Origin of the sequence: Actinoplanes missouriensis 431 (assembly GCF_000284295.1) — a bacterium.
Classification (GTDB): Bacteria; Actinomycetota; Actinomycetes; order Mycobacteriales; family Micromonosporaceae; genus Actinoplanes; species Actinoplanes missouriensis.
Genome location: NC_017093.1, coordinates 8,260,937 through 8,287,248, shown reverse-complemented (window position 1 = coordinate 8,287,248; position 26,312 = coordinate 8,260,937). Strand labels below are relative to the sequence as shown.

Sequence of the window (26,312 nt, the reverse complement as noted above, 5' to 3'; positions counted from 1 at the left end):
GCGCGCTCCGCACCTCAGGTCAACACGCGGGGCCCGCAGGTGAGCCACGTGGGGAGCCGGGGTGCGGAGCGCGCCCGTGTTCGGCACGCGGGGTCTTCAGAAGCCGAGCAGGTCGAGCAGGCGGGGCGTCCACGGCGACCGGTCGCGGGCTACCCCGTCCAGTTCGACCACCTCGGCGAGGCCGCGCAGCGACGACGTGAGCCAGATCGCCCCGGCCCGGGACAACTCCGCACCGGTGATCATCCGCTGGGCCGCGCCGAGCCCGGCCGGCCCGGCCAGCGACAGCAGGTGTTCCGCGGTGATTCCGGGGAGGATGCCGGCCTCCTCGGGCGGGACTGTGCACAACACCCCGCCGTCGAGCCAGACCACTGACGCGGTGGGCGCTTCCAGGACGTACCCCTCGGTGGAAAGCCAGACCACGTCGTCGGCGCCCTGTCGCGCCGCCCAGCGCCGCGCCGCGAAGTTGCTCGCGTAGGAGAGCGACTTGGCCGCCGAGAGGGACCACGGCGGGGGTTTGCGCACCGTGAAGCCGAGGTCGGCGGTGAGCACGCGGACGCCCTCGCGGCGCTCCCGCAGGACCGTCGCGGGGATCGTGGAGACCGAGACGTTGAGCACTCCGCTGCGCGTGTAGATCACGCGCAGCGCACCCGACGAAACGGATAAATCAGAAATCGCCGAGCGGATGCGATCGACCGGCGGCTCCGGCATCTCCAAGATCGAAGACGACCTCACCAGCCGCGCGAGATGCTCCTCCAGCAGCCACGGCCCGGACGGGCGCAGATGCAGAGTCTCGAAGACACCGTCCCCGAGCAGATCCCCCGGCGACACCACGATCCGCTCGGTCACAGCAGTTGAAACTAGCGAACTATGCTCGACAGCGTGTCCGCCACATCGCTAGCCGCCATGCTGCGTGAGCGTGGTCTGCGGCTCACCCCGCAACGTCAGCTGATCCTCGAAGCGGTGCACGAACTCGGTCATGCGACACCGGAGTCCGTGCACAACGCGGTGCGTGAGCGCGCGGCCGGGGTCAACATCACCACGGTTTACCGGACGTTGGAGCTCCTCGAGGAGCTCGGTCTGGTGAACCACACCCATCTGTCGCACGGTTCGCCGACCTACCACGCGGCCGGCGAGGACCAGCATGTGCACCTGGTCTGCCGGGCCTGCGGCTCGATCGCCGAGGTCGACCCGGCGGTGATGCAGCCGGTCACCGACCGGCTGCGCGACGAGCGTGACTTCCGGGTCGACGTCGGGCACGTGTCGCTGTTCGGCGTGTGTGGCAACTGCAAGGAGACCGCGTGACAGTCGTGATGGTCGAGGACCTCGACCCCAACTCCGCCGACGCCGGTGTGCCGGCCCACTTCGGTGACCCGATGCGCGAGCAGCGCCTGCTGGAGACGTCGGTCGGCCTGGTCGACCGCTCGAACCGGGACGTGATCGCGGTGCCCGGCGAGGAGCGCTCCAGCTGGCTGCACACGCTGACCACCCAGCACCTCTCGCACCTCTCCCGCGGGCAGGCGAGCGAGCTGCTCGTCCTCTCGCCGAACGGGCACGTCGAGCACCACGCGTTCGTCACCGAGGACGGCGAGACGGCCTGGCTCGACACCGAGCCGGGGGCCGGCGCCGGCCTCTTGCGGTACCTCGAGATGATGCGCTTCTTCACCAAGGTCGAGCCGCGTGACGCGTCGGGCGAGCTGGCGGTCCTCTCGCTGGTCGGCCCGGGCGCGGCCGATCTCGTCCCCGGCCTGCCGGAGCCCCGGGTGGGTGCGGTGCCGGGCCCGAAATTCACCGCCGGCTCGGTGCCGCCCGAGCCCACAAGCCTCTATCCGGTACGGGATTTCGAGGGTGGCCTGGCCCGCCGGGTCCCGCTCGGCATCGACCTGCTGGTGCCGCGCGCCGAGAAGACGGCGGTGATCGAGAAGCTCGGTGTGGCACGGGCCGGCCTCTGGGCGTACGAAGCGGTCCGGGTCGCCGCCCGCACACCCCGGCTGAACTGGGAGACCGACCACCGCACCATCCCGCCGGAGGCTGGGCTCCTCGCCGCCGGGGTGCACCTGGACAAGGGCTGTTACCGGGGTCAGGAGACGGTCGCCCGGGTGCATCACCTGGGCCGCCCGCCGCGTCGCCTGGTGCTGCTCCACCTGGACGGTGTCGCCTCGGACCACCCGCCGGCGCAGGGCACCCCGGTCGAGCTGGACGGCCGGGCGGTCGGTTTCGTCGGCACCGCGGTGCGCCACCACGAGCTCGGGATGATCGCCCTGGCGGTCCTGAAGCGCAACGTCGCCGACGACGCCCGTCTCACCGTGGGGGAGTCGGCCGCGGCCGTGGACCCGGGCTGAAACACCGGCTATGGAATCGGCCGGGAACTGGCAATATGAGCCGCATGACCGGAACCTTGATCACCGTCGCCCCGACCGGCGCGGAGAGCAGCAAGGCGGACGTGCCGGCTCTGCCAGTGACCCTGGACGAGCTGGTCTCGACCGCGAAGGAGTGCGAGGCGCTCGGCGCCTCCATCGTCCACGTGCACATCCGGGACGACGACGCCCGGCCCACCCTCGATCAGGGCCGGCTGCGGGCGACCGTCGCGGCGCTGCGTGAGTCCACCGGGCTGATCGTGCAGCTCTCCTCGGGCGGCGCGGTCACCGACCCGGAGGCCGACCGGCTCGCCGTGCTGGACGCGGAACCGGAGATGGCCTCCTGCACGATGGGCACGGTCAACTTCGGCGACGGCGTCTTCCTGAACCGCTGGGAGTTCATCGTCGACCTGCACACCCGGATGCAGGAGCGCGGGGTCGTGCCGGAGTACGAGATCTTCGACCTGGGCCAGCTGACCACCCTTCAGCGGCTGCTCGGGAAGTACGGCCTGCCGGCCGGCGGCCACGTCCACGTCGACCTGGTGATGGGCGTGCCGGGTGGGATGCCCGGCACGGCGGCCGCGCTCGTCGCCTGCGAGCAGGTGATCCGGGACCTGCCGGAGGGCACCACGTTCTCGGCGACCGGGATCGGCCGCAGCACCCTGCCGGTGATGCTGGCGTCGCTGGCCGCGGGTGGGCATCTGCGGGTCGGCATGGAGGACACCCTGACGTACGGCAAGGGCCGGCCGGTCGAGTCGAACATGCAGCTCGTGGCGCGGGCGGTCGGTTTCGCCCAGCTCGCCCAGCGCCCGCCGCTGACGCCGGCGCAGGCGCGTGAGCTGCTGGGAGTAGCGGCCCGATGATCGTCGCAGAAGTAGTCCGCTCCGGGTTCGTGGAGAGCGTCCACCACGGCATCGTGGCCCTGACCGTCGGTAAGAGCTTCGGCGACGTCGACAGCCCGTTCTTCCCCCGCTCGTCGAACAAGCCGCTGCAGACGGTCGGCCTGCTCAACGCCGGTCTGGTCCCGCGCGAGGAGGCCGACCTGGCCCTGATGAGCGGCAGTCACGACGGCGAGCCGTTCCACATCGAGCGGGTCCGGGCCATGCTGGCCGCTGCCGGGCTGGGGCCGGAGGCGCTGCGCTGCCCGGCCGACCTGCCGCTCGGCGAGGCGGCACGCAACGCCTGGCTGCGCGGGGGCGGCGAGGCCGAGCCGATCCTCATGAACTGCTCCGGCAAGCACGCCGGGATGCTCGCCACCTGTGTTGTCAACGGCTGGCCGCTGGAGTCGTACCTCGAAGTGGGTCATCCGTTGCAGAAAGCCCTCGCCGACGCGGTGAGCCGGCTCGCCGGCGAGCCGATCGCGGCGTTCGGTGTGGACGGCTGCGGCGCCCCGATCTTCGCGATCTCCCCGATGGGTCTGGCCCGGGCGTTCCAGCGGCTGGTGGAGGCCGAGCCGGGCACACCGGAGCGCCGGGTCGCGGACGCCATGCGGGCTCATCCGGCGCTCGTGGCGGGCACCGGCACCGAGGACACCGTGCTGATGACCGCGATACCCGGACTGCTGGTCAAGAAGGGCGCGGACGGGGTGGCGGCGGCCGCTCTGCCCGGTCTCGGCGCGGTCGCTCTGAAGATCTCGGACGGGGCGACGCGAGCACGCGTACCGGTGCTGTTGGAGGCTTTGCGGCGGCTCGGCGCCGAGACGCCGGAGATCCCCGAGGTGGTGCTGGGCGGTGGACGCCCGGTCGGCGAGGTTCGCGCGGTTTGGTGAATGGCGTCGTGACTCGGTTCACGCTAGCTGTTGCAAGCGTTTTGCTTGCAACAGCTAGCACCTCGAGCTAACTTCGAGGCATGGCCACACCCAAGGAGCTGCCCGAGGACATCGGATCCTTCATCCGTGATCTGAGGCAGACCGCCAAGATCTCGCTCCGGCAGCTCGCCGACAAGGCGGGGGTCTCCAACCCCTACCTGAGCCAGATCGAGCGTGGCCTGCGCAAGCCGAGCGCTGAGGTGCTGCAGCAGATCGCCAGCGCCCTTCGAGTGTCGACGCCCGCGATGTACCTGCGGGCTGGGCTGCTCGATGGCGAGGGCCAGCCGGGTGTGCTGGCCGCCATCGCGGTCGACCCGGAGCTCACGATCGCGCAGAAGCAGTCCCTGTCGCAGATCTACGAGACGTTCCGCAACGAGAACGCGCGCAGCAACACCCCGCCGCCTGCCGAAGAGACGATCGCTGAGGAGACCAAGTGACCGAGCAGACCAAGACCAGGATCCCCGCCCCGCTCTACGCCGCTGCCGGCGCCGGTGACATCGCCTACCAGCAGCTGCGCAAGCTCCCCGCCGTGCTGACCGAGCTGAGCGACCGCGCTGCCGCCTCGCTGAAGGTCTACAACGAGCAGGCCGGCACCAAGGCCGCCGAGCTGCGGGACAAGGCGAACACGACCGACTTCGTGGCCCTCCGGGAGAACGCCGCGACCGCCGCGAACACGTTCGCCCAGGTCGCGCAGGAGCGTGCCGTGGCGCTCTACACCGAGCTGGTGGCCCGCGGCGAGCGCGTGGTCGGCACCGGTGTCGTCGAGGCCGCCGACGTGGTCAACGCCGACATCGAGACCACCGAGGAGCCGAAGGCCGTCGAGGCCACCCCGGCCGTCGTCGCCGAGGTCAAGGCCGTCGAGGCTGCTCCCGCTGCCGCTCCGGCCGCCGCGCCGAAGCCGCGCAAGCGCGCGAAGCCGGCCACCCCCAAGGCCGCCGAGTAATTCGACATGGTTCGCGGGCCCCGGCGTTTGCTGGGGCCCGCGGCATAGACTCGTCGTCATGGCCTACTCCGCGCCGGTCTTTTATGACGACGTCCGCTTGTATATCGACTTCCTGGTCCTGCTGGTCTCGCTGATCGTGCAGTCGGTGGCGCTCATCCACTGCCTGATCCAGCGCGGCGCCGGCTTCCAGGCCCTCGGCACGCTGCCCAAGGGCGCGTGGGCGGCGATCATCGGCGTCTGCCTGGTCATCACGTTCCTGACCTACGGCCGCCTGCTGATCTTCAGCATGATCGGTATCGCGGCGGCCCTGGTCTACCTGCTGGACGTCCGGCCCGGTCTCAAGGATCTCTCCGACGGCAAGGGCTTCTGGTGATCCGCTTCCCGGTGGTCAGGGTTTCGGTGATCGGCGTTCCGGTGATCGCTTGAGGGGCCGGTTCGGGCCGCCTCCGCCGGACGGCGGCCCGCGCCTGCAGCGCGCGGATCGGACCGGGCCGCGGACCGGCCGGCCCACGTTGCCAGGTCCGGCCACCGAGCTGGTCACTCTCCCCTCGGGGGTACGGGTGGAGCAGCTCATCACCGGCACCGGCGATCCCGCGACCGTTTTCGCACACGGGCTCGCCGGTGACATCTCCGGCACCCGCCCGCTCGGCAGCGGCGTCACCGGCCGCCGGGTCTTCTTCCACTTCCGCGGACACGGCCGCTCCGACGCGCCGCCCGGCCCGTGGTCGTTCGCCGATCTGGCAACCGAGCTGGGCGAGGTCGCCGACCTCTCCGGCGCCACCCGCGCGGTCGGCGTCAGCATGGGCGCTGCGGCCCTGTGCCGCCTGATCGCCGCGGATCCCGCCCGTTTCGACCGGGTGGTGCTCTACCTGCCCGCGCCCCTGGACGGCAGGCGTCCGGCGGCCGCCGCCCAGCGGCTGGAGCGGCTGCTCGCGTCCGTCGAGTCCGGCGAGGCCGCGATGATCGCCGAGGCGGTCGAGGCGGAGCTGCCACCGGCGGTCCGCAACACGCCGGCCGGGTGGAGTCACCTGCGCCAGCGGGTGGAGCAACTCCAGCGGGACGGTCTCGCCCCCGAGCTGGAGTCGATCTGGGCCGCGCCGGCGCTCGCCGAGGACGCGGCGCTGCGGGCGTACCCGGGCCGTGCTCTGGTGATCGGCTGCCTCGGCGACGAGGTGCATCCGGCATCGTGGGCCGAGCGGCTGGCGGAGTTGCTGCCCGGCGCCGAGCTGCAGGTCTTCGACAGACCGGCCGTGCTGTGGAACCACCGCCGGGAGCTACGTGATCGGATTTCGGCTTTCCTCAACGATTAGTTGTGCCGTTATGTCCAGTTAGCCGTAACTTTTAGGGCGTCTCAGGCGTCTTCAGTACGTGCGCGTGTCCCCTAAATCCCTCTTTTTCGGTTTGGTGATCGCCGGTCTTCCGTTCGCGGTCGCCACCGGCTGGGCCCTCGGCGCTCCCGAGCCACGTCCCGCCGCGATCGGCGCCACAGGTGAAACCAGCGCCGTCGACGGCCTCGGTACGGCCCCGGCCTCCGCTCTGCCCGATCGGGGCACCACCGGCGGCTACCGGGCCGACCCGCCCCGCGCCTCGGCCGCACCCGTCACCGCGGCGCCCACCACGGCGCCGACGGCCGGACCGGCGGTCACGATGACGGTCACGGTGGTCACCTCCGTACCCCCGCCGGTGGTCACCTCGTCGACGTCGGCACCGCAGCTCACCGCCCCGCCGGTCCCGACGCCCACCCAGGTCACCGACCCGCCTTCGCCGACGACAACATCCGCGCCGCCGGCGTCCGCCACACCCGACGTCTCCGCGTCGCCCTCCAGCGCCTCCGCGTTCCGGCTGTTCCGGGAGCGGCTCGCGCATCGCTGGTACCCCGGCTGATCCGCTGCCGGCGCCCGGGCCCTAAGCTCCCGAGGCGTGGCTGAGGATCAAGGTCGGGTGTTGTCGGCGGCACGGGATTTCGCCACCGGGGTCGGCCTGCTCGGCCGCGGGCTCGGCCTGATCCTGCGCAGCCCACGGCTGCTGCTGCTCGGCCTGCTGCCCGCGCTGCTCTCCGGCGTCCTCTACATCGTCCTGCTGATCCTGCTGATCCGTTTCCTGCCCGACCTGTCCGAGGGCGCTACCTGGTTCGCCGACGGCTGGGACACCTGGCTGCGGGACACCGTGCAGGTCTTCGCGGGCGCCGGCATCCTCGGCCTGAGCGTCCTGCTCGGCATCATCACGTTCACGGCGGTGACGCTGCTGATCGGCGACCCGTTCTACGAAACGATCTCCGGCCGGATCGAGGCCCGCTTCGGCGGCGTGCCGGACGAGGTGGAGGTCAGCGTCTGGGAGTCCCTGCGGCGCAGCGCGGCCGACTCGCTCCGGCTGATCGGCATCTCGGTGCTGGTCGCGATCCCGCTCTTCGTCCTGGGGTTGCTGCCGTTCGTCGGGCAGACGGTGATCCCGGTGATCGGCGGTGCCGTCGGTGGGTGGCTGCTGGCGCTCGAGCTGACCGGTGTGCCGTTCCAGCGGCGAGGGCAGCGGTTGCGTGATCGCCGGGTGGTCCTGGGTGCGAACAAGCCGCTGACACTGGGTTTCGGCGCGGCGGTGTTCGTGGTGTTCTTGATTCCGCTCGGGGCGGTGCTGTTGATGCCTGCCGCGATCGCCGGGGCTACGTTGCTGGCGCGTAAGTCGCTGGGCAAGCCGATAGCCACGGTGTCGACGCGCTCGCTCTGAGGCGGGCGTTCTGACCGGGGCCGGCTGCCGCCGGCACGCTCAGGCGGACTCCCTCAGCACCAGCTCGGTCGGCAGCACCACCGACTCCGGCACCTCCTCGTCGCCCCCGATCAGCCGCAACATCAGCTGCGCCATCACCCGCCCCGCCTCGGCGATCGGCTGACGAACCGTGGTCAGCGGCGGATCGCTGTACCGGCTGATCTCGAAATCGTCGAATCCGATCACGGCGACGTCCGAGGGCACCCGCCGCCCGGCCGCCCGCAGCGTCTGCAGCGCCCCGTGCGCCATCAGGTCCGACGCCGCGAACACGGCGTCCAGCGAAGGGTCGCGTTCGAGCAGCTCCCGCATGGCGCTGATCCCTGACTCGCGGGTGAAGTCGCCGTTGGCGACGAGCGCCGGCAACCCCGCTTCGGCGAGCGTGTCCCGATATCCGGCGAGCCGTTCCAGTCCGGCGACCATGTCCTGCGGCCCGGCGATGGTGGCGATCCGCCGCCGGCCGGAGGCGACGAGGTGGCGCACCGCGGCGGCGACTCCACCGGCGTGGTCGACGTCCACGTAGGGCACCGCGGCGGGTGGGCGGCCGCTGCAGACGACCGGTATGCCGCGGTCGGCGAGCAGGCCGGGCAGCGGGTCGGCGCCGTGGATGGAGGCGAAGAGGACGCCGTCGACGTGACCGGCGACCGCGTACCGCTCGACGCGATGATGACCGGCGGTGGAGCCGGTCATCATCAGGACGAGCTGTTTGTCGGCGGCTTCGAGTTCCATGCCGACGCCCCGGATGATGGCCGGGAAGAAGAGGTCGTCGGAGAAGACCCGGTTCGCGGTCTCCGGCAGGATCAGCGCGATCGAGTCGGTCCGCTGGGTGACGAGGCTGCGGGCGGCCTGGTTGGGCACGTATCCGAGTTCGTCGACGGCCCGGTTCACGGCGTCCCGGATGCCGGCGGCCACCGTGGTGGAGCCGTTGACGACGCGGGACACGGTTGCCCGGGACACCCCGGCCCGCCGTGCCACCGCTTCCAGAGTCGGGCGCTCCCGCGTCGTCACAAAGCGCTCCTAAGGTCGAGAACTCATTCCAGCCCGTTGCGCCGGATCACCTCGCGGTACCACTTCGCACTGTCCTTGAGCACACGCTGCTGAGTGGTGTAGTCGACGTGCACGATACCGAAGCGCTTCGCGTATCCCTCGGCCCATTCGAAGTTGTCCATCAACGACCAGGCGAAGTAGCCGCGCAGGTCGACTCCCTCGGCCAGGGCGTCGTGGCAGGCGCGCAGGTGGGCGTCGATGTACTCGATGCGGCGCAGGTCCTGGACCTCGCCGTTCTCGCCCGGCCCTTCCGGGTACGCGGCGCCGTTCTCCGTGATCATCAGGGGGGTGCCCGGGTAGTCCCGGTGGATGCGGGTGAGCAGCCGGGTCAGCGAGGCCGGCTCGATCTGCCAGTTCATGTCGGTGACCGGGCCGACCGGCGGCCGGAACGCGATGCCCTGGCTGCCCGGGTAGTCCAGCGCGCCGGGTGCGCCGGGCAACGCCCGTACATAGGAAGGGGTGTAGAAGTTGATCCCGAGGACGTCGAGCGGCGCGTTGATGATCGCCTCGTCGCCGTCGCGGATGAACGACGGGTCGGTGATCCGGGCGATGTGCTCCAGCACGTCGGACGGGTATTTGCCGAGCAGCAGCGGGTCGAAGAAGATCCGGTTGGCGACGCCGTCGATCAGCCGGGCCGCGTCCACGTCGGCGGGGTTGGCCGGGTCGAGCGGCGCGACCTGGCACGGGTTGAGGGTGATGCTGATGTTCTGCGCGCCGGCGGAGCGCAGCGCGCGGGCGGCGAGGCCGTGCGCCAGGTTGAGGTGGTGCGCCGCCTGGAAGGCCTTGGCCGGGTCCTGCACGCCGGGGGCATGGATGCCGGAGCCGTAACCGAGGTACGCCGAGCACCACGGCTCGTTCAGCGTGGTCCAGGTGGCGACCCGGTCGCCGAGGCGGCGGTGGACGATCTGGGCGTACTCGGCGAAGGCCTCGGCGGTCTCCCGGTTGGCCCAGCCGCCGCGGTCCTCCAGGGTCTGCGGCAGGTCCCAGTGGTAGAGCGTGACGACCGGGTTGATGCCCTTGGCGAGCAGTTCGTCGGTGAGCCGGTCGTAGAAGTCGAGTCCGCGGACGTTGACCGGGCCGGTGCCGTCGGGCTGGATCCGCGGCCAGGCGACCGAGAATCGGTACGCGCCGAGGCCCAGGTCGGCCATGAGTGCGACGTCCTCGGCGTACCGGTGGTAGTGGTCGCAGGCGACGTCACCGGTGTGGCCGGCGTGAACCTTGCCCGGGGTGCGGCTGAACGTGTCCCAGATGGACGGGCCGCGACCGTCCTCCCGCGCCGCGCCCTCGATCTGGTACGACGCGGTGGCCGCGCCCCAGACGAAGCCGTCGGGGAAGGTGATCCCCGCGGGCGCCGGCTGAGCCGACGTGGTCGTGACGGTTGCCGTCATTCTGCACCGCTTCCCTGCTCTTGATCAGGTTTATTACTTAACCGGTTCAGAGGATACGCGATCGCCTGCCGTCCAGGGAGAGCGCTTTCTGGAGAACTCAGCCCGCCCGGAGCGCCTGCACCAGCCGCGGGTCACCGGCCACGGCCAGCTGGTCGATGCGCTTGCGGCCCATCAGGGCCAGCTGCAGATCACTCGCGGTGCCGGTCGCCTTCGCCCGGGCGTGGTGGTCGTCGCTGTCCAGGATCGTCATGGTGTCCAGCAGGGCGATGCCCGGGCCGCGCAGCCGGACGAACCACTCGTGCGCGGCGTCCGTCGCCACCAGCTGCACCACGCCGCGTACGTCGTCCGGCCCCTGCCGCCGACCGGCCGGGAGCCAGGTGTCCAGCACCTCGCCCACGCCGTCGGCCGCCAGTTTCGTCTCGATCGGGGTGGCCCGGCCGGCCGCCTGCTCGGCGTCCCAGCGGCGCAGCGAGATCTCGTGGGCGATCCGGCGGTGCCAGAAGCTCGCGCGTTTCGGCTGCGGCGCCCAGTTCCACGCGGGGAAGTCCGGGTCCAGCGCTTCCAGCGTCTCGATCGTCCCGGTGAGCTCGCGCCGCAGCGCGTCGAGCGCCTCCGGCCACTCCGGGGCCGCGTCACCGGTGACAAGAGGCGCCGGCGCCTCGGTGGTGCCGCGGGTGACGGTGGCGCGGATCCAGCTCAAAAGAGCGGTGAGGTCGGCGGCCGCTGGGCCGGGGCCGGTCTCCTCGACGGCGTCCAGCAGCGCCGGCCCGTCGGCGCGCAGCGCCGCGAGCCAGAAGTCCTTCGTCGCGTGCAACCTGTTCATCGCACCTGTCTCCCGCTCGGCCGGGCCGCCGGTGTCGCGCCCCATAGCCTGAGCTTAGGGTGAACCTCGTGCCCGACGCATTCACCGACCATCTGTTTGACACACCCCCCGCTGCGGGAGCCTCCCTTGCGGCGTACACGACGCTACGCCTCGGTGGCCCCGCCGGCACGCTGACCACCGCGCTCCACGCGGACGAGGCGGTGGAGACGGTCCGCGCGGCCTCGGCTGCCGGCCGCCCGGTGCTGGTCCTGGCCGGCGGCAGCAACGTGGTGATCGGCGACGCCGGTTTCCCCGGCGAGACGCTGCTGCTGCGCACCAGCGGCATCGAGGTGGTTGCCGAGGACCCGGGCAGCGTCGTGGTCCGGGTCGCGGCGGGCGAGAGCTGGGACGATTTCGTCAGGTATGCGGTGGCAAACGGCTGGTCCGGAGTCGAGTGCCTGTCCGGCATCCCGGGTTCGGCCGGCGCCACCCCGATCCAGAACGTCGGGGCGTACGGCCAGGAAGTCGCGCACACCATCGAGGCGGTGCGCGCCTACGACCGGATCGACGACGAGATCCGGGTGATGACGTCTGCCGAGTGCGCCTTCGGTTACCGCGCGAGCGTCTTCAAGCACAACGACCGCTACCTGGTCCTCTCGGTCGACTTCCGGCTGGAGCGGTCCGGGAGCTCAGCCCCGATCCGGTACGCCGAGCTGGCCCGCAGCCTCGGCGGCGAGGCCGGTGACCGGGTGCCGCTCGCGCTGGCCCGGGACACCGTGCTCAAGCTGCGGGCCGGCAAGGGCATGGTGCTCGACCCGGAGGACCGGGACACCTGGTCGGTCGGGTCCTTCTTCACCAACCCGGTGATCCCCGAGGACCAGTTCCGGACGCTCAGCGAGAGCGAGATCCCGCACTGGCCGGCCGGGGAGAGCATGGTGAAGCTGCCGGCGGCCTGGCTGATCGAGCGGGCCGGCTTCCCGAAGGGTTTCGCCGGCGAGGGTGTGGCCATCTCCGGCAAGCACACGCTGGCCCTGACGAACCGGGGCACGGGCACCACTGCCGCGCTGCTCGACCTGGCCCGCGCCATCCGCGACGGCGTGCGTGGCCGGTTCGGCGTCGAGCTGCACCCGGAGCCGGTGCTGGTCAACTGCGAGTTCTGAGCCGGCGGTTCACCGCGAACCAAACGCCGCCGGCGGCCCACCGCGAACCGAACGCCGCCGGCGGTTCACTGCCAGCCGAACACCTGGGTGTAATAAGGCGTGCCGTCGGCCGCGTAAGCGACGCCGGTGCCGACCGCCTTGGCGCCGCAGTTGAGGATGTTGGCCCGGTGCCCGGGGCTCTCCATCCAGGCGTCCACGACGGCCTTCGCGGTGGGGTACCCCCAGCCGATGTTCTCGCCGGCCGGCTGCCGGTACCCGGCGGCCCTGCTGCGGCTGACGAACGTGGCGCCGTCGCGCCAGACGTGGCTGAAGAGCCGGGTGCGCGCCATGTACCAGCTCTGCCGCAGCGACGCGGTGCTGAGGTTCGGGTCCACGGTGAGCGCCGGGCATCCGGCGGCCGTGCGCTTCGCGTTGGTGAGGGCGGTGACCTGGATCATCATGGTCCGCGCGCGCAGCCGGGTGGCGGTGGCGGCGCTCGGCTTGCGGCTGGCCGCGGCCGCCGCGGAGGGCACGGCCCGTGCCGCGGCCTTGGGCGCGTCGGGCGCCGGCTGGGCCGTCTGCGGGGGTACGCGGTGCGGCCGTGGCGGCAGAATCGGGCCGTGACCGAGAGCCGGCACGGAGAGAACAAGTAGCGCGGGTGTCGCCGCGATCATCACGACACGTCGTACCACCAGGTCGAACACGGGTGCCTCCGATCGGAGACGGACGCGGATCGTCCATCAGGGCTATCGCACCCCGTTGATCGCGACGTGTCACATCTTTCGCGGAATGGACGAAAAGCCGTACCCGAAATGTCAGGCTGAGGGGATGGCCCCGCCGGCGTCGGCGGTGGGCTGCCGTCGGCCTGGTGGCCACGGATCCTCGTGGACAGGCTCGTGGGCCGGGCATAGGACGCTAAACTGTGACTGTCCGTAAATAGGCCGTGACATCACGCTATGGTGTTTTTGCGCCTTTGGAAATTCCTCCGTTCGCGGTCGCGCGAGCGGTGCCAGGCAAGATGCTGACTTCCCGCGCGGCTTCGCCGTGCCCGGAAGTCGGCCGTGCCCGAGTGGGCGCGAGTGCGGGTTGGGGGCATGGTGAGCAAACGATGAGTCGCCTACTCGTGGTCGAGGACGACCCGGACATCGCTCTCGCCCTACGGCTGCTGTTCAGCCGGGCCGGGTACGAGGTGGCGCACGCCGCCGACGGGCGCGCCGGCCTCAAGGAGGCGTACGCCGAGCACCCCGACCTGGTGGTGCTCGACGTCGGCCTGCCGGAGATGGACGGCTGGCAGGTCCTGGAGCGGCTGCGCGACGTCTCGGACGTGCCGGTCCTGGTGCTCACCGCGCACGGCCAGGAAGCCGAGAAGGTGCGCGGCCTGCGCGGCGGCGCCGACGACTACCTGACCAAGCCCTTCGCGAACAACGAGTTGCTGGCCCGGGTGGAGGCGCTGCTGCGCCGCTCCTCCAGCGGACAGAACAACTGGGCCAGCCAGATCTACGACGACGGCCTCGTGCACCTGGACCCGACCAAGCGCCGGGTCTATGTGAAAGGCGAGGAAAAGCGCCTCACGCCGACCGAGTTCCGCCTGCTCAACGCTCTGGTCCGGCATGCCGGGGCGGTGCTCTCGCCGAACCAGTTGCTGACCCAGGCGTGGGACGACCCCACCGGCATCGGCCAGGAACGGGTCAAGTTCGCGGTGCTGCGACTGCGCCGCAAATTGGGGTGGTCCGACCCGGACGAGTCGCCCATCGAGTCCGTACGCGGATTCGGCTACCGATACCGGCGGCCAGGCGGAGAAGCCTGATATTCCGCCGTTTCGGTCGAGTCTTCTCAGTTGGCGCCCGCACACGTCGATGAGGGCTGTGAAGCCGAGCAGGAGGTAAGTCGTGGAAGACCTTGGCGAGATCGTCGGCGAATTCCTGATGGAAAGCCACGAGAACCTGGACCAGATCGACCGGGATCTCGTAGCTCTCGAGCAGGAACCGGACTCGCGTGACCTGATCTCCCGTATCTTCCGGGCGATCCACACGATCAAGGGCACCAGTGGGTTCCTGGCCTTCAGCCGCCTCGAGAAGCTGGCCCACGCGGGCGAGTCGTTGCTGTCCCGGTTGCGTGACGGCGTCCAGCCGGTCACCCCGGAAACCATCACCGTGCTGCTTGTCACCATCGACGGTGTCCGCAACCTGTTGTCCTCCATCGAGGAGAACAACACGGAAGAGGGCATCGACATCGACTCCACCATCGAGCGGATCCACGCGCAGATGAACGCGCCGGCGGCAGCCGCGCCGGCCGCGCCGGCCGCACCCGCGGCGGAGGCTGCCGAGGCGCCCGCCGAGGCGGCGCCGGCTGCCGAGGGCGAGACCCCGGTCCAGCTCGACGAGTCCGCCCCGCGCCCCGCGCCCGAGCCGGTCGCCGAGCAGCGCCAGCCGCTCGGCCAGATCCTGGTCGAGGCCGGCGCGGCGCAGCCGAACGACGTCACCTCGGCGCTGCAGCAGCAGATCGAGGGCGACGAGCGCAAGCTCGGCACGATCCTGCTCGAGGAGGGCAAGGCAGCGCCGGCCGCGGTCAGCGAGGCGCTGCAGACGCAGGCGCCGAAGCGCAGCATCGCGGACAGCGCGATTCGTGTCGACGTCGATCTGCTGGACACCCTGATGAACATGGTGGGTGAGCTGGTGCTCGCCCGTAACCAGCTGGTCCGTGGCGTCATGGAGATCGGCGACGCGACGCTCGTCCGCAGCGCCCAGCGCCTCGGCATGATCACCAGTGAGCTGCAAGAGGGCATCATGAAGACCCGCATGCAGCCCATCGAGCACATCTGGTCGAAGCTGCCCCGAGTCGTCCGGGACCTCAGCAACTCGCTCGGCAAGCAGGTCGCGCTGGTGATGGAGGGCAAGGAGACCGAGCTCGACCGGAGCTTGCTGGAGGCGGTCAAGGACCCGCTGACCCACCTGGTCCGCAACGCGGTCGACCACGGCATCGAGGAGCCGGAGCGCCGGATCGCCGCGGGCAAGGACCCGGAGGGCACGCTCACGCTCCGTGCGTACCACGAGGGTGGACACGTCGCGGTCGAGGTCGCCGACAACGGCGCCGGCCTGAACGTCGAGCGGATCGCGCAGAAGGCCGTGGAGAACGGGCTGCTCCGGGCGGACCAGATCCCGAACATGGACAAGCGCGACATCATGGCGATGGTCTTCCAGCCCGGGTAATCCACCGCCGCGAAGGTCACCAACGTCTCCGGCCGCGGCGTCGGTATGGACGTCGTGAAGACCAACATCGAGAACATCGGTGGCGCGGTCAGCGTCGATTCAACCCCGGGCGAGGGTACGGTCTGGCGGCTCACCATCCCGCTGACGCTCGCCATCATCCAGGCGCTCACCGTCGACTGCGGCGACCAGCGTTACGTGGTGCCGCAGGTCGCGGTCCTCGAGCTGGTCTTCATCGACGGCAACACCACCAAGGTCGAGTACGCCTCGGGCGCGCCTGTCTACCGCCTGCGCGGCAAGCTGCTCCCGCTGGTCCGGCTGGACCGTGCGCTCGGCTTCGAGGTCGGCGGCGACCAGGGCGTCTACATCATGGTGCTACAGGCCGACGGCCGGCGGTTCGGCCTGGTCGTCGACCGGGTGCTGAACACCGAGGAGGTCGTGGTCAAGGCGCTCAGCACCAGGCTCAAGGACATCGGCCTGTACGCCGGGGCCACCATTCTCGGCGACGGCAAGGTCGGCCTGATCCTCGACGTCCCGGCGCTGGCCCGTCGCTCGCACCTGGCCGTCGACTCGGAGCGGGAGAACGTGGTCGAGAAGCGCGGCCAGGCCGCCGGCGGCACCGAGCGCCTGCTGGTCACCGCGGTCGGCGAGCGCCGGGTCGCGATCCCGCTGGACACCGTCACGCGGCTCGAGGAGTTCCCGCGCGATCGGCTGGAGCACGCCGGTTCCCGCGAGGTCGTCCAGTACCGCGGGCAGATCCTGCCGCTGGTCCGGCTCTCGCACCTGCTCGGCGCGTACGGCGAGGAGTTGGAGGGCGACACCGTCTCGGTCGTGGTCTACAGCGAGGGTGGCAAGAGCGTGGCGCTGGTGGTGGACCGGATCGTGGACATCGCGGAGAACTCGACGACCGCACGGCGGGAGGCCGAGGAGGACGGCCTGGTCGGCACCGCGGTGATCCAGCAACGGGTCACCGAGCTGCTCGACGTGCGCCGGGCGATCCTCGCCGCCGACCCGAACTTCTACAGCGATTCGATGGACGACATGCTGGTGGAGGCCTGATATGGCGAGTCGCCAATTCGCCACCTTCGAGGTGGACGGGCAGCTCTTCGGCGTCGAGGTGCACACCGTCCAGGAGGTGCTGTCGTTCAACGAGTACACGCCGGTGCCGCTCGCGCCGTCGGCGGTCGGCGGCCTGTTCAACCTGCGCGGTCAGGTGATCGCCGCGGTGGACCTGCGGGTGCAGCTGGGACTGGCGCGCAAGGCGCTGCAGGGTCCCGTCATGAACGTCATCCTGCGGGGGGACGGTGAGCCGGTGAGCCTGCTGGTGGACAAGATCGGTGAAGTCGTCGACCTGGACGACGAGACGTTCGAGCCGCCGCCGGACACGCTCAGCGGCCCGACCCGGGAGCTGGTCGTGGGGACCTTCAAGCTCGACGGCCGGCTGATGCTGGCTCTCGACGTCAACCAGGCCGTCGACACGGCGCGTGCCACCATCTGATGTACAGCCTCGTCAGCGCACCCGTCCTGGGCTTCGATCTGACCCGCCTCGAAGGCGGGTCAGCGGCGGCCGAGGTGCTGCTGCGTGCGCTGCGTCTGCAGGCCGACGATCTTCCGGTCCTGGCGGAGAAGCTCCCTGACGAGGGCGTACGAGGACCGCTCTGGGTGGAGGTGGAGAGCGCCGCCCGCCGGATGCCCTCGCTGAAGGGCATGTCGAAGGACGATCCGGCGGGAAACCTCTCCCTGGTGGAACGGGCGCCGATCGGCTCGGTGGACGCGCTGCTGACCTGCATCCGGTACGACGTGATGTCGTGGACGTGGGAGGGCAAGGGCCGCGACGCCCGGCAGTCCGACGACGCGGCTGCCGCCACCGCGCTGCTCTGTGACGCGGCGGTCGGCAGCTACCTGCGGGAGGTGCTCGACGAGGAGAGCCGCCGGCGTCTCGGCGCGGGGTGGGTGGCGGCGGTGAAGAAGCTGCCGGCCGGCGCCCCGATCGACCTGGGCCCGCACCACTACACGGTGTCGGCCCTGCTGGATCGGCTGCGGACGTTGCGTCCGGAGGACCGGGAGCGGGTGCTCACCTCCGCCGACGACGCTCGCCGCAACACGGCCGGCTGGTCGCCGGCCGTGCATTCGGCCTCCTGGGCCGCCTACCTCTCCGACCGGGTGCGCACCGCGGCGGCGGCGCAGATGCTGCTGGTCCAGGCGGTCGACACCGCCGGCATTCCACTGGCCGACCGGGCCGGTGGGGTCTGGAACATGCTCAGCGGCGCCGTCCAGGCGCTGGTGGTCCGCGATCTGCTGGACACCGCAACGGCTCACCGGCTGCTCGCGCCGGTGGTCGCCGCGCTCGGTCCGGCCTGGCTTGGTTGAAGGGAGTGGTCGAATGATCTCGGTCCTCGTCGTCGACGATTCCGTAGTGGTCCGTCGGCTGATCGTCGACGCTCTCGGGGAGGCGCCGGGCATCCAGGTGGTCGGGACGGCCGCCAACGGCCTGCTGGCCCAAGCCAAGATCGATCAGCTCAAGCCCGACGTGATCACCATGGACATCGAGATGCCCGAGATGGATGGCATCGAAGCCGTTCGCGAGCTGCGCAAACGGCACGCGACTCTGCCGGTGATCATGTTCAGCACGCTCTCCGCGTCGGGGGCCACGGCCACGCTGGAGGCGCTCTCCGCGGGCGCCACCGACTACGTCACCAAGCCGAGCAACGTGGGCTCGGTGAAGGAGTCGATCGCGGCGGTACGCGAGCAACTCGTACCCAAGATCCAGGCTCTTGGCGGCCGGCGCAGGCCGGCGGCCGGATCGCCGCCGCTGCGTCCGCCGGCAGCCCCGACGCGTCCCGGAGTCGCGCCGCTGCGTCCTGGACCGCCGCCGCCGGCGCCCGGACGACCCGGGCTTGCGGCTCCCGCGGGAGCGCCACCGGCCCGGCCGGCCGCGCCACGGCGCGCGGCGCCCGGTGGACGGATCGACCTGCTCGCCATCGGCTCCTCGACCGGCGGCCCGGACGCGCTCACCAAGGTGCTGCTCGGGCTCCCGGCCGATCTGCCGGTGCCGATTGTGATCACACAACACATGCCGCCGGTCTTCACCAAGATGTTCGCCGAACGGCTGGACCGCAGCACGCCGTTGCGCGTGCTGGAGGCGGGTGAGGGCATGGAGCTCGCGCCCGGCACGGTCTACATCGCTCCTGGTGACCGCCATCTGGTGTTCACTCGCCGGGGGACCGCGACGCTGACCCAGCTCAGCGGCGCTCCACAGGAAAACTCATGCCGGCCCGCGGTGGACGTGATGTTCCGCTCGGTGGCCGCACTGTACGGCGCATCGGTCTTCGCGGCCGTGCTCACCGGAATGGGACAAGACGGACGGAGTGGTGCGAAGGTGCTACGAGACGCGGGCGCCGAGGTGCTGGCACAGGACGAGGCGAGTTCGGTGGTCTGGGGCATGCCAGGCGCCGTGGTCGGTGCGGGCCTGGCGGACGAGGTGCTGCCTCTGGACCGGATCGCGGGAGCGCTGCTCAACCGCGTACGGGTGGGACGTTCGCCGGCGGTGGCACGATGACCCTCTCCCAACCTGACTTCAATTTCGTCTCCACCCTGGTACGCCGGGAAGCCTCCATCGTGCTTGCCCCCGGCAAGGAGTACCTGGTCGAGGCGCGGCTGATCCCCGTCGCACGCGCGGTCGGGGCGGCCAACGTCGCCGAGTTCCTGGCCGATCTGCAACGGCGGCCCAACCCACAGCATCAGCGCAAGATCATCGACGCGCTGACCACCAACGAGACGTCGTTCTTCCGGGACCGGGAGCCGTTCTCCGCGCTGACCGACGTGGTGCTCCCGGAGCTGATCAAGTCGCGGGCCTCGGTGCGGAAGCTGCGGTTCTGGTCCGCTGCGAGCTCCAGCGGGCAGGAGGCGTTCAGCCTGGCGATCACGCTGCAGGAGTCCCTGCCGGCGGGCTGGTCCTACGAGATCATGGGAACCGACATCTCCACCGCGATGGTGGAGCGGGCGACCAAGGGCGAGTACAGCCAGGTCGAGGTGAACCGCGGTCTCGCGGCGACCCAGCTGGTGCAGTACTTCGAACGGGCCGGCGCGCACTGGCGAATCATCCCGGCGCTGCGGAAGAACGTGACGTTCAAGCACATGAGCCTCACCGCGCCGTTCCCGCCGATGCAGCCGTTCGACGTGATCTTCCTGCGGAACGTGCTCATCTACTTCGATGTGGCGACGAAGCGGCAGGTGCTGCAGAACGCCGCCAAGATCCTGCGACCGGACGGCCTGCTCTTCCTGGGCGCCGCCGAGACCACGATCGGCATCGACGACAACTACGAGCGCGTGGCCGCCGGCCGCACCTCTGCCTACCGAACTCGTAACGCGGTGGCCGCCGGCGCCGCGAGAAGGGGATGACGCCGATGCGCGCCATGGTGATCGACGACTCCCGAGCGATGCGAATGATCCTCAAGCGCATCGTCACGAAGCTCAACTTCGAGGCGGTCGAGGCGGGTGACGGCCAGGAGGCGATGGACCGCCTGGCCGAGCTGACCGAGGTGCCGGAGCTGGCCCTCATCGACTGGAACATGCCCAACATGAACGGGCTCGAGTTCGTCACCAAAGTCCGGGCCGACCCGCGCCTGCGGGAGATGACCCTGGTGATGGTCACCACCGAGAGCGAACAGAGCCAGATCGTCCGGGCACTCGCCGCGGGTGCCCACGAATATGTGATCAAGCCCTTCACCGAAGGCGCGATGATCGAAAAGCTGGCCCTGCTGGGCCTCGTCCCGACCGGAGCGAACTCATGAGCGTCGAAGTCGAGGTCAACGAGAGCGACCTCGCCGAGATGGTGGAACAGGTGTGGGAGTCGTACCTGGACCCGGAGGGCATCAGCCCGCTGATTCCGACGTACGACGAGAACCAGCCCTCCGAGGTGCACTCCTCGGTGTCCATCACCGGATCCTGGAGCGGGCACGTCGTGTTCGCCTCCTCACGCGCCGCCGCGCAGCGTGCGGCGGCTGCCTTCCTGGCCATGGAGCTGGACGAGGTGAGCGAAGAAGACATCTCGGACACCCTTGGCGAACTCGCCAACATCGTCGGTGGCAACGTCAAAGCGATGCTGCCGTCCGGCGCACAACTGTCGCTTCCCCAGGTGGTGCTCGCGCCGGAGTCCTCGGCGCGCTACCCGAACGCCACGCGCATCAGCGGCGTGTACGGGATCTGGGAGGAAGAACCGGTGTCCATTTCGATGTGGCACAGCAGCGCCGACACAAAGGAGGAGGGCGAATGAAGATCCTCATCGCCGACGACAGCCGGGTGATGCGGCAGATCGTCGTCCGTACCCTGCGGCAGGCCGGGTTCGGCGACCATGACCTGGTCGAGGCCGCCGACGGCAAGGAGGCGTTCGAGATGGTCAACTCCGAGAAACCGGACGTGGTCATCTCGGACTGGAACATGCCGCACATGACGGGAATCGAAGTGCTCCGTCAGCTCCGCGCCGCCGGCAACAACGTCAAGTTCGGCTTCGTGACCTCGGAGAGCACACCGGAGATGAAGACCGCCGCCGAGGGCGCGGGGGCGGAATTCTTCATCGTCAAACCCTTCACAGCTGAGCGATTCGATGAGGTTTTCGCTCCTATTTTGGGATGATTAAGACATGTCAGACGTCTCGGTACTTCCCGGCTCTCTAGCCGTACGTAACCTGTTCGAGGATCTTCTCGGCCGTGAGGTGATCGTCAGCACCGGTGACCCGCTCAGCGCGGAGGAGGTCACCACCGCGACAGTCGCGATCTTCACGGATGCCAGTCAGAAGATCTACGGAGTCCTCGGTATGCAGCTGAGCCTCGCGGCGAACGCCGGCGCGGCCCTCGGTCTGCTGCCGGCCGGCGCCGCCGAGGACAGCATCGACGAGAAGCAGCTCTTCCCCAACCTCGCGGAGAACGTCTTCGAGCTCTGCAACGTCTTCACCAGCCTGCTCAACAAGGAGGGCGCGCCGCACGTCAAGCTCTACCAAGTGATCTACCCGGGTATGGAACTGCCCGGCGACGCGCGTGCCGTCCTGCTCGCCCTCGGGCGCCGTCTCGACCTCATGTGTGAGGTCAGCCGGTACGGAAAGGGCAAGCTCAGCTTGTCGCTCGCACCCTGACCCTAAGGCTCAACATTGAAGATCTCTCGTTGCGGGCCCGCCGATTCGGCGGGCCCGCGAATTTGTCCCTAAGCAATTCCAGGAGGGGGCCGAACCTTAGGTTGAGCTTGCAGAGGACAGGGAGATGTCATGACCTCGTCGACCTCCGGACCGATCGGCGGTCCGAGCGATGCCGCCAAGGCGGCCGCCACCGCGGCGAAGCAAGCCGCTGAATCAAAGAGCAAGTCGCTCGGTGACAAGGACACCTTCATGAAGCTCCTGGTCGCCCAGCTGAAGTATCAGGACCCGACGAAACCCGCCGACTCGACCGCGTTCCTGGCGCAGACCGCCCAGTTCACGCAGGTCGAGAAGCTGGAAGACATGATCAGCATGTTGCAGTCGCAGCGAATGATCGGCGCCAGCGCCCTGATCGGCAAGACGGTCACGTACATGGACGACACCGGCGCGACGCAGACCGGTGTCATCAGCTCCGCGAAGCTCAACGGCGACAGCGAACCGACGCTCAAGGTCGGGAACACGGATGTGCAGCTGTCCAAGGTCACGGAAATCTCACAGACCGCCCAGCCCGGCTCATCCGACTGAAAAGGAACCTCCTTCCATGCTGCGTTCTCTTTACTCCGGTATCAGCGGCCTCAACGCGCATCAGCGCATGATCGACGTGACCGGTAACAACATCGCGAACGTGAACACCGTCGGTTACAAGTCGTCCCAGGTGCAGTTCCAGGACGCGCTGAGCCAGATGATGGGCGCCGCCGGGTCACCGCAGAACGGTCAGGCCGGCACCAACGCCGCGCAGGTCGGTCTCGGTGTCCGGGTCGCCGGCATCACCTCGAACTTCAGCCAGGGCTCGGCGCAGACCACCGGCAAGTCCGGCGACATGATGATCCAGGGTGACGGCTTCTTCATCACCCGCAGCGGCAACGAGAACCTCTACACCCGGGCGGGGTCGTTCTTCTTCGACGCCAACGGCACGCTGACCACCACGACCGGTGAGCCCGTGCAGGGCTGGACCGCGGAGGACGGCAAGGTCAACGCGGCGGGCAAGCCGGGCGACATCAGGATGCCGCTGGGCGCCACCATCCCGCCGGAGAAGACCACGACTGTCACGCTCAAGGGCAACCTGAGCAGCGACAACATCCCGGACGTGAACAACCCGGACAACTACGGCGTGGAGGACACCGGCAACAGCCTCCCCGGTTACATCACGTCGATCCCGGTGAAGGTCTTCGACGACCAGGGCAACACGCACACGGTGACCGCCAAGTTCACCCGTACCGAGAACGACAACGCCGCGAACACCTCCAAGTGGCGGGTGCAGCTGCTCGGTGAGCCGGTCCAGATCGACGACGGCAACGGCAACATGGTCGACAACACCGTCGGCACGTCCGTCGACCTCGCTTTCGCGGCCGGCAAACCGCAGGGTCTGGACAACCTCGGCCAGATCGATATCGGCGGCTACAAGATGGACATGACCGACGTGACCTCGTACTCCGGGCTCAGCGACGCCCGGGTGTTCGACACCGACGGCCAGACTGCCGGTGCCCTCACCTCGCTCTCCTACACCGTCTCCGACACCGGCGAGATCATCGGCGTCTACAGCAACGGCTTGAAGCAAACGCTCGGCCAGGTAGCCATGGCCACGTTCAAGAACGTGGCGGGCCTGGAGAAGGTCGGCAACTCGCTGTACCGGACATCGGTCAACTCCGGGTACGCCCAGGTGGGCCAGCCCGGCGGCGCCGGCATGGGTCAGGTCATCTCCGGCGCGCTGGAGATGTCGAACGTCGACCTCGCACAGGAGTTCACCAACCTGGTCGTCGCCCAGCGCGGCTTCCAGGCGAACTCCCGCATCATCACCACCTCCGACGAGATCCTCCAGGAGCTCGTCAGCATGAAGCGCTGATCCAGGTTTCCGGCCGGCGGCCGGGGCGGGCATTCGTGCCTGTCCCGGCCGCCGTCGTACGCCCGGAGATCCGGTCACCGCAGCGAGCTTCGCACCCGAACAGCGACCGGCTCGATCTCATCGGCAACCGAGGTCGCGCCGAAGTACCTAGTGACGGGCCACGGAGGGCCCCACCAGCCAAGACAGACCAAGGACGGAAGTCGTGATTCTCGTAACCCGCATCAACGGTTCGGTGTTCGCACTGAACCCGGATCTGGTCGAGCGCGTCGATTGCACGCCCGACACGGTCGTGACTCTGGTGGATGGCACGAAGTACATCATCTCCGAGTCCGTCCCCGAATTCGTCGACTCGGTTCGGCACTACCGCGCTTCGCTGATCGCCCAGGCGAGCCGCATGGAGACCGAGCTGCCGACCACCTCTTCTTCCTCTTCCGCCACCTCGTCCTCCGCCGATGACGAGATCGACGCCAAGGTGCTCCCGCTGCACCGAAAGGAACGCTGATGGACCTCGCTACCATCATCGGGGTGGTCGCCGGACTGGTGATCGTCTTCGTTGTCCAGATGCTGGAGGGCGGTAACGCCGCCTCGATCATCCTGCTCCCGTCGATGCTGCTGGTGTTCGGTGGCGGCTTCGCGGCCGCCATGGCCGGTGGCGTCATGAAGGACGCCTCGGGCGTCGTCGGGTCGCTCAAGAAGGCGTTCACCACCAAGGTCACTCCGCCGACGCAGCTGCTCGACAGCGTCGTGAAGCTGGCCGAGCGCGCCCGCCGCGAGGGCCTGCTGGCCCTCGAGGACGCGGTCAAGACGGTCGAGCACCCGTTCCTCAAGCGCGGTCTGCAGCTCGCCATCGACGGCACCGACCCGGACGAGCTGCACGACATCCTGCACGCCGAGGTCGCCGCGAAGAAGAAGGCCGACAAGGCCGGCATGAAGTTCTTCGAGAACATGGGTGGCTACGCCCCGACGATCGGCATCATCGGCACGGTCATGGGCCTGGTGCACGTGCTGGAGAACCTCGACAACCCCGACACCCTCGGTCACTCGATCGCCGCGGCGTTCGTCGCGACCCTGTGGGGCGTGCTGAGCGCGAACATCCTCTGGCTGCCGATCGCCGCCCGCCTGGGCCGGCTGAGCGCGGTGGAGGCCGAGGAGATGGAGCTGGTCATCGACGGTGTGCTGGCGATCCAGGCGGGCTCGAACCCGCGTCTGGTCGCTCAGAAGCTCCGGAGCCTGCTCCCGCCGGACGAGATGAAGAAGGCCGAAGCCGCAGCGTCGACGAAGAAGGCAGCCTGACCTAGATGAGTGCTGGTGGTGGCGGCGGACGCCGCAAGAAGCCCCATGAGGAGCACGAGGAGCACGTCAACCACGAGCGCTGGCTCGTGTCGTACGCCGACATGCTCACTCTGATGTTCGCCCTCTTCGTTGTTCTCTACTCGATGAGCACGGTCGACCAGAAGAAGTTCGCCGAACTGGCAGCCGGTCTCTCCGCCGGCTTCGGCGCCGAGAGCGTGGCCTTCACCGGCCAGTCGGCGCCGCTCGACGGGGCCTCCAACAACGCCCAGGTGGTGCAGATCGACCCGGGTTCCAACCCCGGCGACGGCACCTCGGGCACCGAGGGCCTGAACCAGAAGCAGATCGAGGCGGTGCAGGCGGCCATCAAGGCCGAGGACCGCAAGAACGCTTCGGCGAACGCCGAGAAGGCCGCCAAGGAGGCCGAGGACCTCAAGAAGATCGAGAACAAGATCTCCGACGCCCTCGCTTCGGACAAGCTGCTCGGCAACGCGAAGTTCACCATCGACTCGCGGGGCCTGATCGTCACCATCGTGACCAACGAGGTCGTGTTCGCCGGCAACCGCGCCGAGCTGCAGACCGGTGGCAAGAAGATCCTCAACGCCATCGCTCCGACGCTCAGCAAGCTGCCGAACAAGATCGAGGTGGACGGTCACACCAACCAGCTCAAGAGCAAGACGACGTACTACCCGAGCGGCTGGGAGCTCTCGTCCGCTCGTGCCTCGACCGTGGTCCGGTTCTTCACGGAGCACGACATCCCGAAGAAGCGCCTCAGCGCGGTGGGCTTCTCCGACACCAAGCCGCTGATCGACCCGGCCGACCCGCGGTCGGTGACCCAGAACCGCCGGGTGGACGTCGTCGTCCTGACGACGCTCACCGCCGACCAGGCGGCGCTGCTGCCCTCGGCGGCCGGCTCGGACGCGAAGCTGCACAACGGCCAGACCACGGCTCAGGCTCAGGCCGAGGCCAAGGCTGCCGAGAAGACCACCACCGACTCCACCACTGACCACGACTGACGAGAGGGGTTCCGATATGAGCAAGGACGAGAAGGACACCGCCGCCGCTGAGGCGCCGAAGAAGTCCAACAAGATGCTGATCATGATCGTGGCCATCGCGCTGGTCGTGCTCGGTGGTGGCGGTGCCGGAGCGTTCTTCATGCTCCGCGGTGACTCGGCCGAGGCCGTCGAGGAGAAGCCGGTCAAGGGCATCGTCACGGCGCTGGACAACACGATCACGGTGAACCTGGCCGACGGTCACTACCTCAAGATGGGCTTCGCGCTCCAGCAGACCGAGGCCGGCGGCGAAGAGGCCGTCGACATCAACGAGGCGCTGAACATCGCGATCGAGACCTACACCGGCCTCGAGGTCGCCGAGCTCTCCACCGAGAAGGGCCGGGACGCCGTCAAGGCGGAGTTCCTGGAGAAGCTCAAGGAGGCCTACACCGAGGACGACGTCGAGATGGTGATGGACGTCTACTACACCTCCTTCGTCACGCAGTAACCGATCGGCACGGATGGGCAGGTCCCCACGGGGACCTGCCCATTCGTCG

General features: G+C 69.4%; 32 protein-coding genes and 1 pseudogene. 28 read left to right on the top strand and 5 right to left on the bottom strand.

What is annotated here, in order from left to right:
• Nucleotides 1–96 precede the first annotated feature (96 nt).
• Nucleotides 97–846, bottom strand: coding sequence for an aminotransferase class IV (locus AMIS_RS37860; protein WP_014447777.1), 750 nt, complete (start codon nucleotides 844–846; stop codon nucleotides 97–99).
• 21 nt (nucleotides 847–867) lie between these two features.
• Between AMIS_RS37860 and AMIS_RS37855 the strand changes: the two genes are divergently transcribed.
• The 10 genes and pseudogenes from AMIS_RS37855 to AMIS_RS37810 all read left to right on the top strand — a co-directional run bounded on the left by AMIS_RS37855 (nucleotide 868) and on the right by AMIS_RS37810 (nucleotide 7,825).
• On the top strand, nucleotides 868–1,302 hold the full coding sequence (locus AMIS_RS37855) for a Fur family transcriptional regulator (RefSeq protein WP_051042304.1): 435 nt from the start codon (nucleotides 868–870) through the stop codon (nucleotides 1,300–1,302).
• A gap of 8 nt (nucleotides 1,303–1,310) precedes the next feature.
• Nucleotides 1,311–2,339, top strand: coding sequence for a CAF17-like 4Fe-4S cluster assembly/insertion protein YgfZ (gene ygfZ, locus AMIS_RS37850; RefSeq protein ID WP_083888769.1), 1,029 nt, complete (start codon nucleotides 1,311–1,313; stop codon nucleotides 2,337–2,339).
• Between the two features lie 44 nt (nucleotides 2,340–2,383).
• The gene (locus tag AMIS_RS37845) at nucleotides 2,384–3,217 is read left to right on the top strand and encodes a BKACE family enzyme (protein ID WP_041831662.1); all 834 of its coding nucleotides are present in this window, start codon (nucleotides 2,384–2,386) and stop codon (nucleotides 3,215–3,217) included.
• Entirely contained in the window at nucleotides 3,214–4,122 is a 909-nt protein-coding gene (locus tag AMIS_RS37840; protein WP_014447773.1) for an asparaginase, read from the top strand. Before AMIS_RS37845 ends, AMIS_RS37840 begins: the two co-directional genes overlap by 4 nt.
• A gap of 80 nt (nucleotides 4,123–4,202) precedes the next feature.
• Nucleotides 4,203–4,592: pseudogene (locus AMIS_RS37835) on the top strand (helix-turn-helix domain-containing protein); the annotation flags it as partial.
• A gap of 2 nt (nucleotides 4,593–4,594) precedes the next feature.
• Nucleotides 4,595–5,104, top strand: coding sequence for a hypothetical protein (locus AMIS_RS37830; protein WP_014447771.1), 510 nt, complete (start codon nucleotides 4,595–4,597; stop codon nucleotides 5,102–5,104).
• Nucleotides 5,105–5,162: 58 nt separating this feature from the next.
• Nucleotides 5,163–5,477, top strand: coding sequence for a DUF2516 family protein (locus tag AMIS_RS37825; RefSeq protein ID WP_014447770.1), 315 nt, complete (start codon nucleotides 5,163–5,165; stop codon nucleotides 5,475–5,477).
• A 49-nt stretch (nucleotides 5,478–5,526) separates the two neighbouring features.
• On the top strand, nucleotides 5,527–6,414 hold the full coding sequence (locus AMIS_RS37820) for an alpha/beta fold hydrolase (RefSeq protein WP_014447769.1): 888 nt from the start codon (nucleotides 5,527–5,529) through the stop codon (nucleotides 6,412–6,414).
• A gap of 94 nt (nucleotides 6,415–6,508) precedes the next feature.
• Nucleotides 6,509–6,988, top strand: a complete 480-nt coding sequence (locus AMIS_RS37815) for a hypothetical protein (protein ID WP_014447768.1) — start codon at nucleotides 6,509–6,511, stop codon at nucleotides 6,986–6,988.
• 36 nt (nucleotides 6,989–7,024) lie between these two features.
• On the top strand, nucleotides 7,025–7,825 hold the full coding sequence (locus AMIS_RS37810; protein WP_041830315.1) for an EI24 domain-containing protein: 801 nt from the start codon (nucleotides 7,025–7,027) through the stop codon (nucleotides 7,823–7,825).
• Nucleotides 7,826–7,864: 39 nt separating this feature from the next.
• Here the strand turns inward: AMIS_RS37810 and AMIS_RS37805 are convergent, their stop codons facing one another.
• From AMIS_RS37805 to AMIS_RS37795, 3 genes are all read right to left on the bottom strand, one after another.
• A complete protein-coding gene (locus tag AMIS_RS37805) occupies nucleotides 7,865–8,869 on the bottom strand; it encodes a LacI family DNA-binding transcriptional regulator (RefSeq protein WP_014447766.1) in 1,005 nt (334 codons plus the stop codon).
• A 23-nt stretch (nucleotides 8,870–8,892) separates the two neighbouring features.
• Complete coding sequence (locus AMIS_RS37800; protein WP_014447765.1) at nucleotides 8,893–10,296, bottom strand: GH1 family beta-glucosidase; 1,404 nt, start codon at nucleotides 10,294–10,296, stop codon at nucleotides 8,893–8,895.
• A 97-nt stretch (nucleotides 10,297–10,393) separates the two neighbouring features.
• Complete coding sequence (locus tag AMIS_RS37795; protein WP_014447764.1) at nucleotides 10,394–11,119, bottom strand: maleylpyruvate isomerase mycothiol-dependent enzyme family protein; 726 nt, start codon at nucleotides 11,117–11,119, stop codon at nucleotides 10,394–10,396.
• Nucleotides 11,120–11,187: 68 nt separating this feature from the next.
• On the opposite strand from AMIS_RS37795, the gene AMIS_RS37790 reads away from it, so the two are divergent.
• Nucleotides 11,188–12,258: a UDP-N-acetylmuramate dehydrogenase gene (locus tag AMIS_RS37790; protein WP_051042637.1), complete on the top strand. Its 1,071-nt coding sequence runs from the start codon at nucleotides 11,188–11,190 to the stop codon at nucleotides 12,256–12,258.
• A 65-nt stretch (nucleotides 12,259–12,323) separates the two neighbouring features.
• On the opposite strand, the gene AMIS_RS37785 is transcribed toward AMIS_RS37790, so the two are convergent.
• Nucleotides 12,324–12,941, bottom strand: coding sequence for a CAP domain-containing protein (locus tag AMIS_RS37785; protein ID WP_014447762.1), 618 nt, complete (start codon nucleotides 12,939–12,941; stop codon nucleotides 12,324–12,326).
• 404 nt (nucleotides 12,942–13,345) lie between these two features.
• On the opposite strand from AMIS_RS37785, the gene AMIS_RS37780 reads away from it, so the two are divergent.
• The 17 genes from AMIS_RS37780 to AMIS_RS37705 all read left to right on the top strand — a co-directional run bounded on the left by AMIS_RS37780 (nucleotide 13,346) and on the right by AMIS_RS37705 (nucleotide 26,263).
• Entirely contained in the window at nucleotides 13,346–14,044 is a 699-nt protein-coding gene (locus AMIS_RS37780) for a response regulator transcription factor (RefSeq protein WP_014447761.1), read from the top strand.
• 82 nt (nucleotides 14,045–14,126) lie between these two features.
• Complete coding sequence (locus tag AMIS_RS44495; RefSeq protein WP_014447760.1) at nucleotides 14,127–15,446, top strand: chemotaxis protein CheA; 1,320 nt, start codon at nucleotides 14,127–14,129, stop codon at nucleotides 15,444–15,446.
• A 45-nt stretch (nucleotides 15,447–15,491) separates the two neighbouring features.
• Complete coding sequence (locus AMIS_RS44490) at nucleotides 15,492–16,502, top strand: chemotaxis protein CheW (RefSeq protein ID WP_014447759.1); 1,011 nt, start codon at nucleotides 15,492–15,494, stop codon at nucleotides 16,500–16,502.
• Between the two features lies 1 nt (nucleotide 16,503).
• Nucleotides 16,504–16,941: a chemotaxis protein CheW gene (locus tag AMIS_RS37770; RefSeq protein WP_014447758.1), complete on the top strand. Its 438-nt coding sequence runs from the start codon at nucleotides 16,504–16,506 to the stop codon at nucleotides 16,939–16,941.
• The gene (locus tag AMIS_RS37765) at nucleotides 16,941–17,813 is read left to right on the top strand and encodes a hypothetical protein (protein ID WP_014447757.1); all 873 of its coding nucleotides are present in this window, start codon (nucleotides 16,941–16,943) and stop codon (nucleotides 17,811–17,813) included. The genes AMIS_RS37770 and AMIS_RS37765 overlap by 1 nt, the downstream gene beginning before the upstream one ends.
• A 13-nt stretch (nucleotides 17,814–17,826) precedes the next feature.
• Nucleotides 17,827–19,002: a protein-glutamate methylesterase/protein-glutamine glutaminase gene (locus AMIS_RS37760; protein WP_014447756.1), complete on the top strand. Its 1,176-nt coding sequence runs from the start codon at nucleotides 17,827–17,829 to the stop codon at nucleotides 19,000–19,002.
• On the top strand, nucleotides 18,999–19,844 hold the full coding sequence (locus tag AMIS_RS37755) for a CheR family methyltransferase (protein WP_014447755.1): 846 nt from the start codon (nucleotides 18,999–19,001) through the stop codon (nucleotides 19,842–19,844). The genes AMIS_RS37760 and AMIS_RS37755 overlap by 4 nt, the downstream gene beginning before the upstream one ends.
• A gap of 5 nt (nucleotides 19,845–19,849) precedes the next feature.
• Nucleotides 19,850–20,236, top strand: coding sequence for a response regulator (locus AMIS_RS37750; RefSeq protein WP_172666649.1), 387 nt, complete (start codon nucleotides 19,850–19,852; stop codon nucleotides 20,234–20,236).
• Nucleotides 20,233–20,718 carry a chemotaxis protein CheX gene (locus AMIS_RS37745; protein WP_014447753.1) on the top strand — a complete coding sequence of 162 codons (486 nt, stop codon included), beginning with the start codon at nucleotides 20,233–20,235 and terminating at the stop codon, nucleotides 20,716–20,718. Before AMIS_RS37750 ends, AMIS_RS37745 begins: the two co-directional genes overlap by 4 nt.
• The gene (locus AMIS_RS37740) at nucleotides 20,715–21,077 is read left to right on the top strand and encodes a response regulator (protein WP_014447752.1); all 363 of its coding nucleotides are present in this window, start codon (nucleotides 20,715–20,717) and stop codon (nucleotides 21,075–21,077) included. Before AMIS_RS37745 ends, AMIS_RS37740 begins: the two co-directional genes overlap by 4 nt.
• A 7-nt stretch (nucleotides 21,078–21,084) precedes the next feature.
• On the top strand, nucleotides 21,085–21,573 hold the full coding sequence (locus AMIS_RS37735; protein WP_014447751.1) for a hypothetical protein: 489 nt from the start codon (nucleotides 21,085–21,087) through the stop codon (nucleotides 21,571–21,573).
• A gap of 129 nt (nucleotides 21,574–21,702) precedes the next feature.
• Nucleotides 21,703–22,155, top strand: coding sequence for a flagellar hook assembly protein FlgD (locus AMIS_RS37730; protein WP_014447750.1), 453 nt, complete (start codon nucleotides 21,703–21,705; stop codon nucleotides 22,153–22,155).
• Between the two features lie 16 nt (nucleotides 22,156–22,171).
• Nucleotides 22,172–23,473 (top strand): flagellar hook protein FlgE, encoded by a 1,302-nt coding sequence (locus AMIS_RS37725; protein WP_014447749.1) that lies wholly within the window; start codon nucleotides 22,172–22,174, stop codon nucleotides 23,471–23,473.
• A gap of 202 nt (nucleotides 23,474–23,675) precedes the next feature.
• A complete protein-coding gene (locus tag AMIS_RS37720) occupies nucleotides 23,676–23,975 on the top strand; it encodes a flagellar FlbD family protein (protein ID WP_014447748.1) in 300 nt (99 codons plus the stop codon).
• Nucleotides 23,975–24,766, top strand: coding sequence for a flagellar motor protein (locus AMIS_RS37715; RefSeq protein WP_014447747.1), 792 nt, complete (start codon nucleotides 23,975–23,977; stop codon nucleotides 24,764–24,766). The genes AMIS_RS37720 and AMIS_RS37715 overlap by 1 nt, the downstream gene beginning before the upstream one ends.
• Before the next feature lie 5 nt (nucleotides 24,767–24,771).
• Nucleotides 24,772–25,779: an OmpA/MotB family protein gene (locus AMIS_RS37710; RefSeq protein WP_014447746.1), complete on the top strand. Its 1,008-nt coding sequence runs from the start codon at nucleotides 24,772–24,774 to the stop codon at nucleotides 25,777–25,779.
• A gap of 16 nt (nucleotides 25,780–25,795) precedes the next feature.
• Nucleotides 25,796–26,263 carry a flagellar basal body-associated FliL family protein gene (locus AMIS_RS37705; RefSeq protein WP_014447745.1) on the top strand — a complete coding sequence of 156 codons (468 nt, stop codon included), beginning with the start codon at nucleotides 25,796–25,798 and terminating at the stop codon, nucleotides 26,261–26,263.
• The last annotated feature ends 49 nt before the right edge of the window (nucleotides 26,264–26,312 follow it).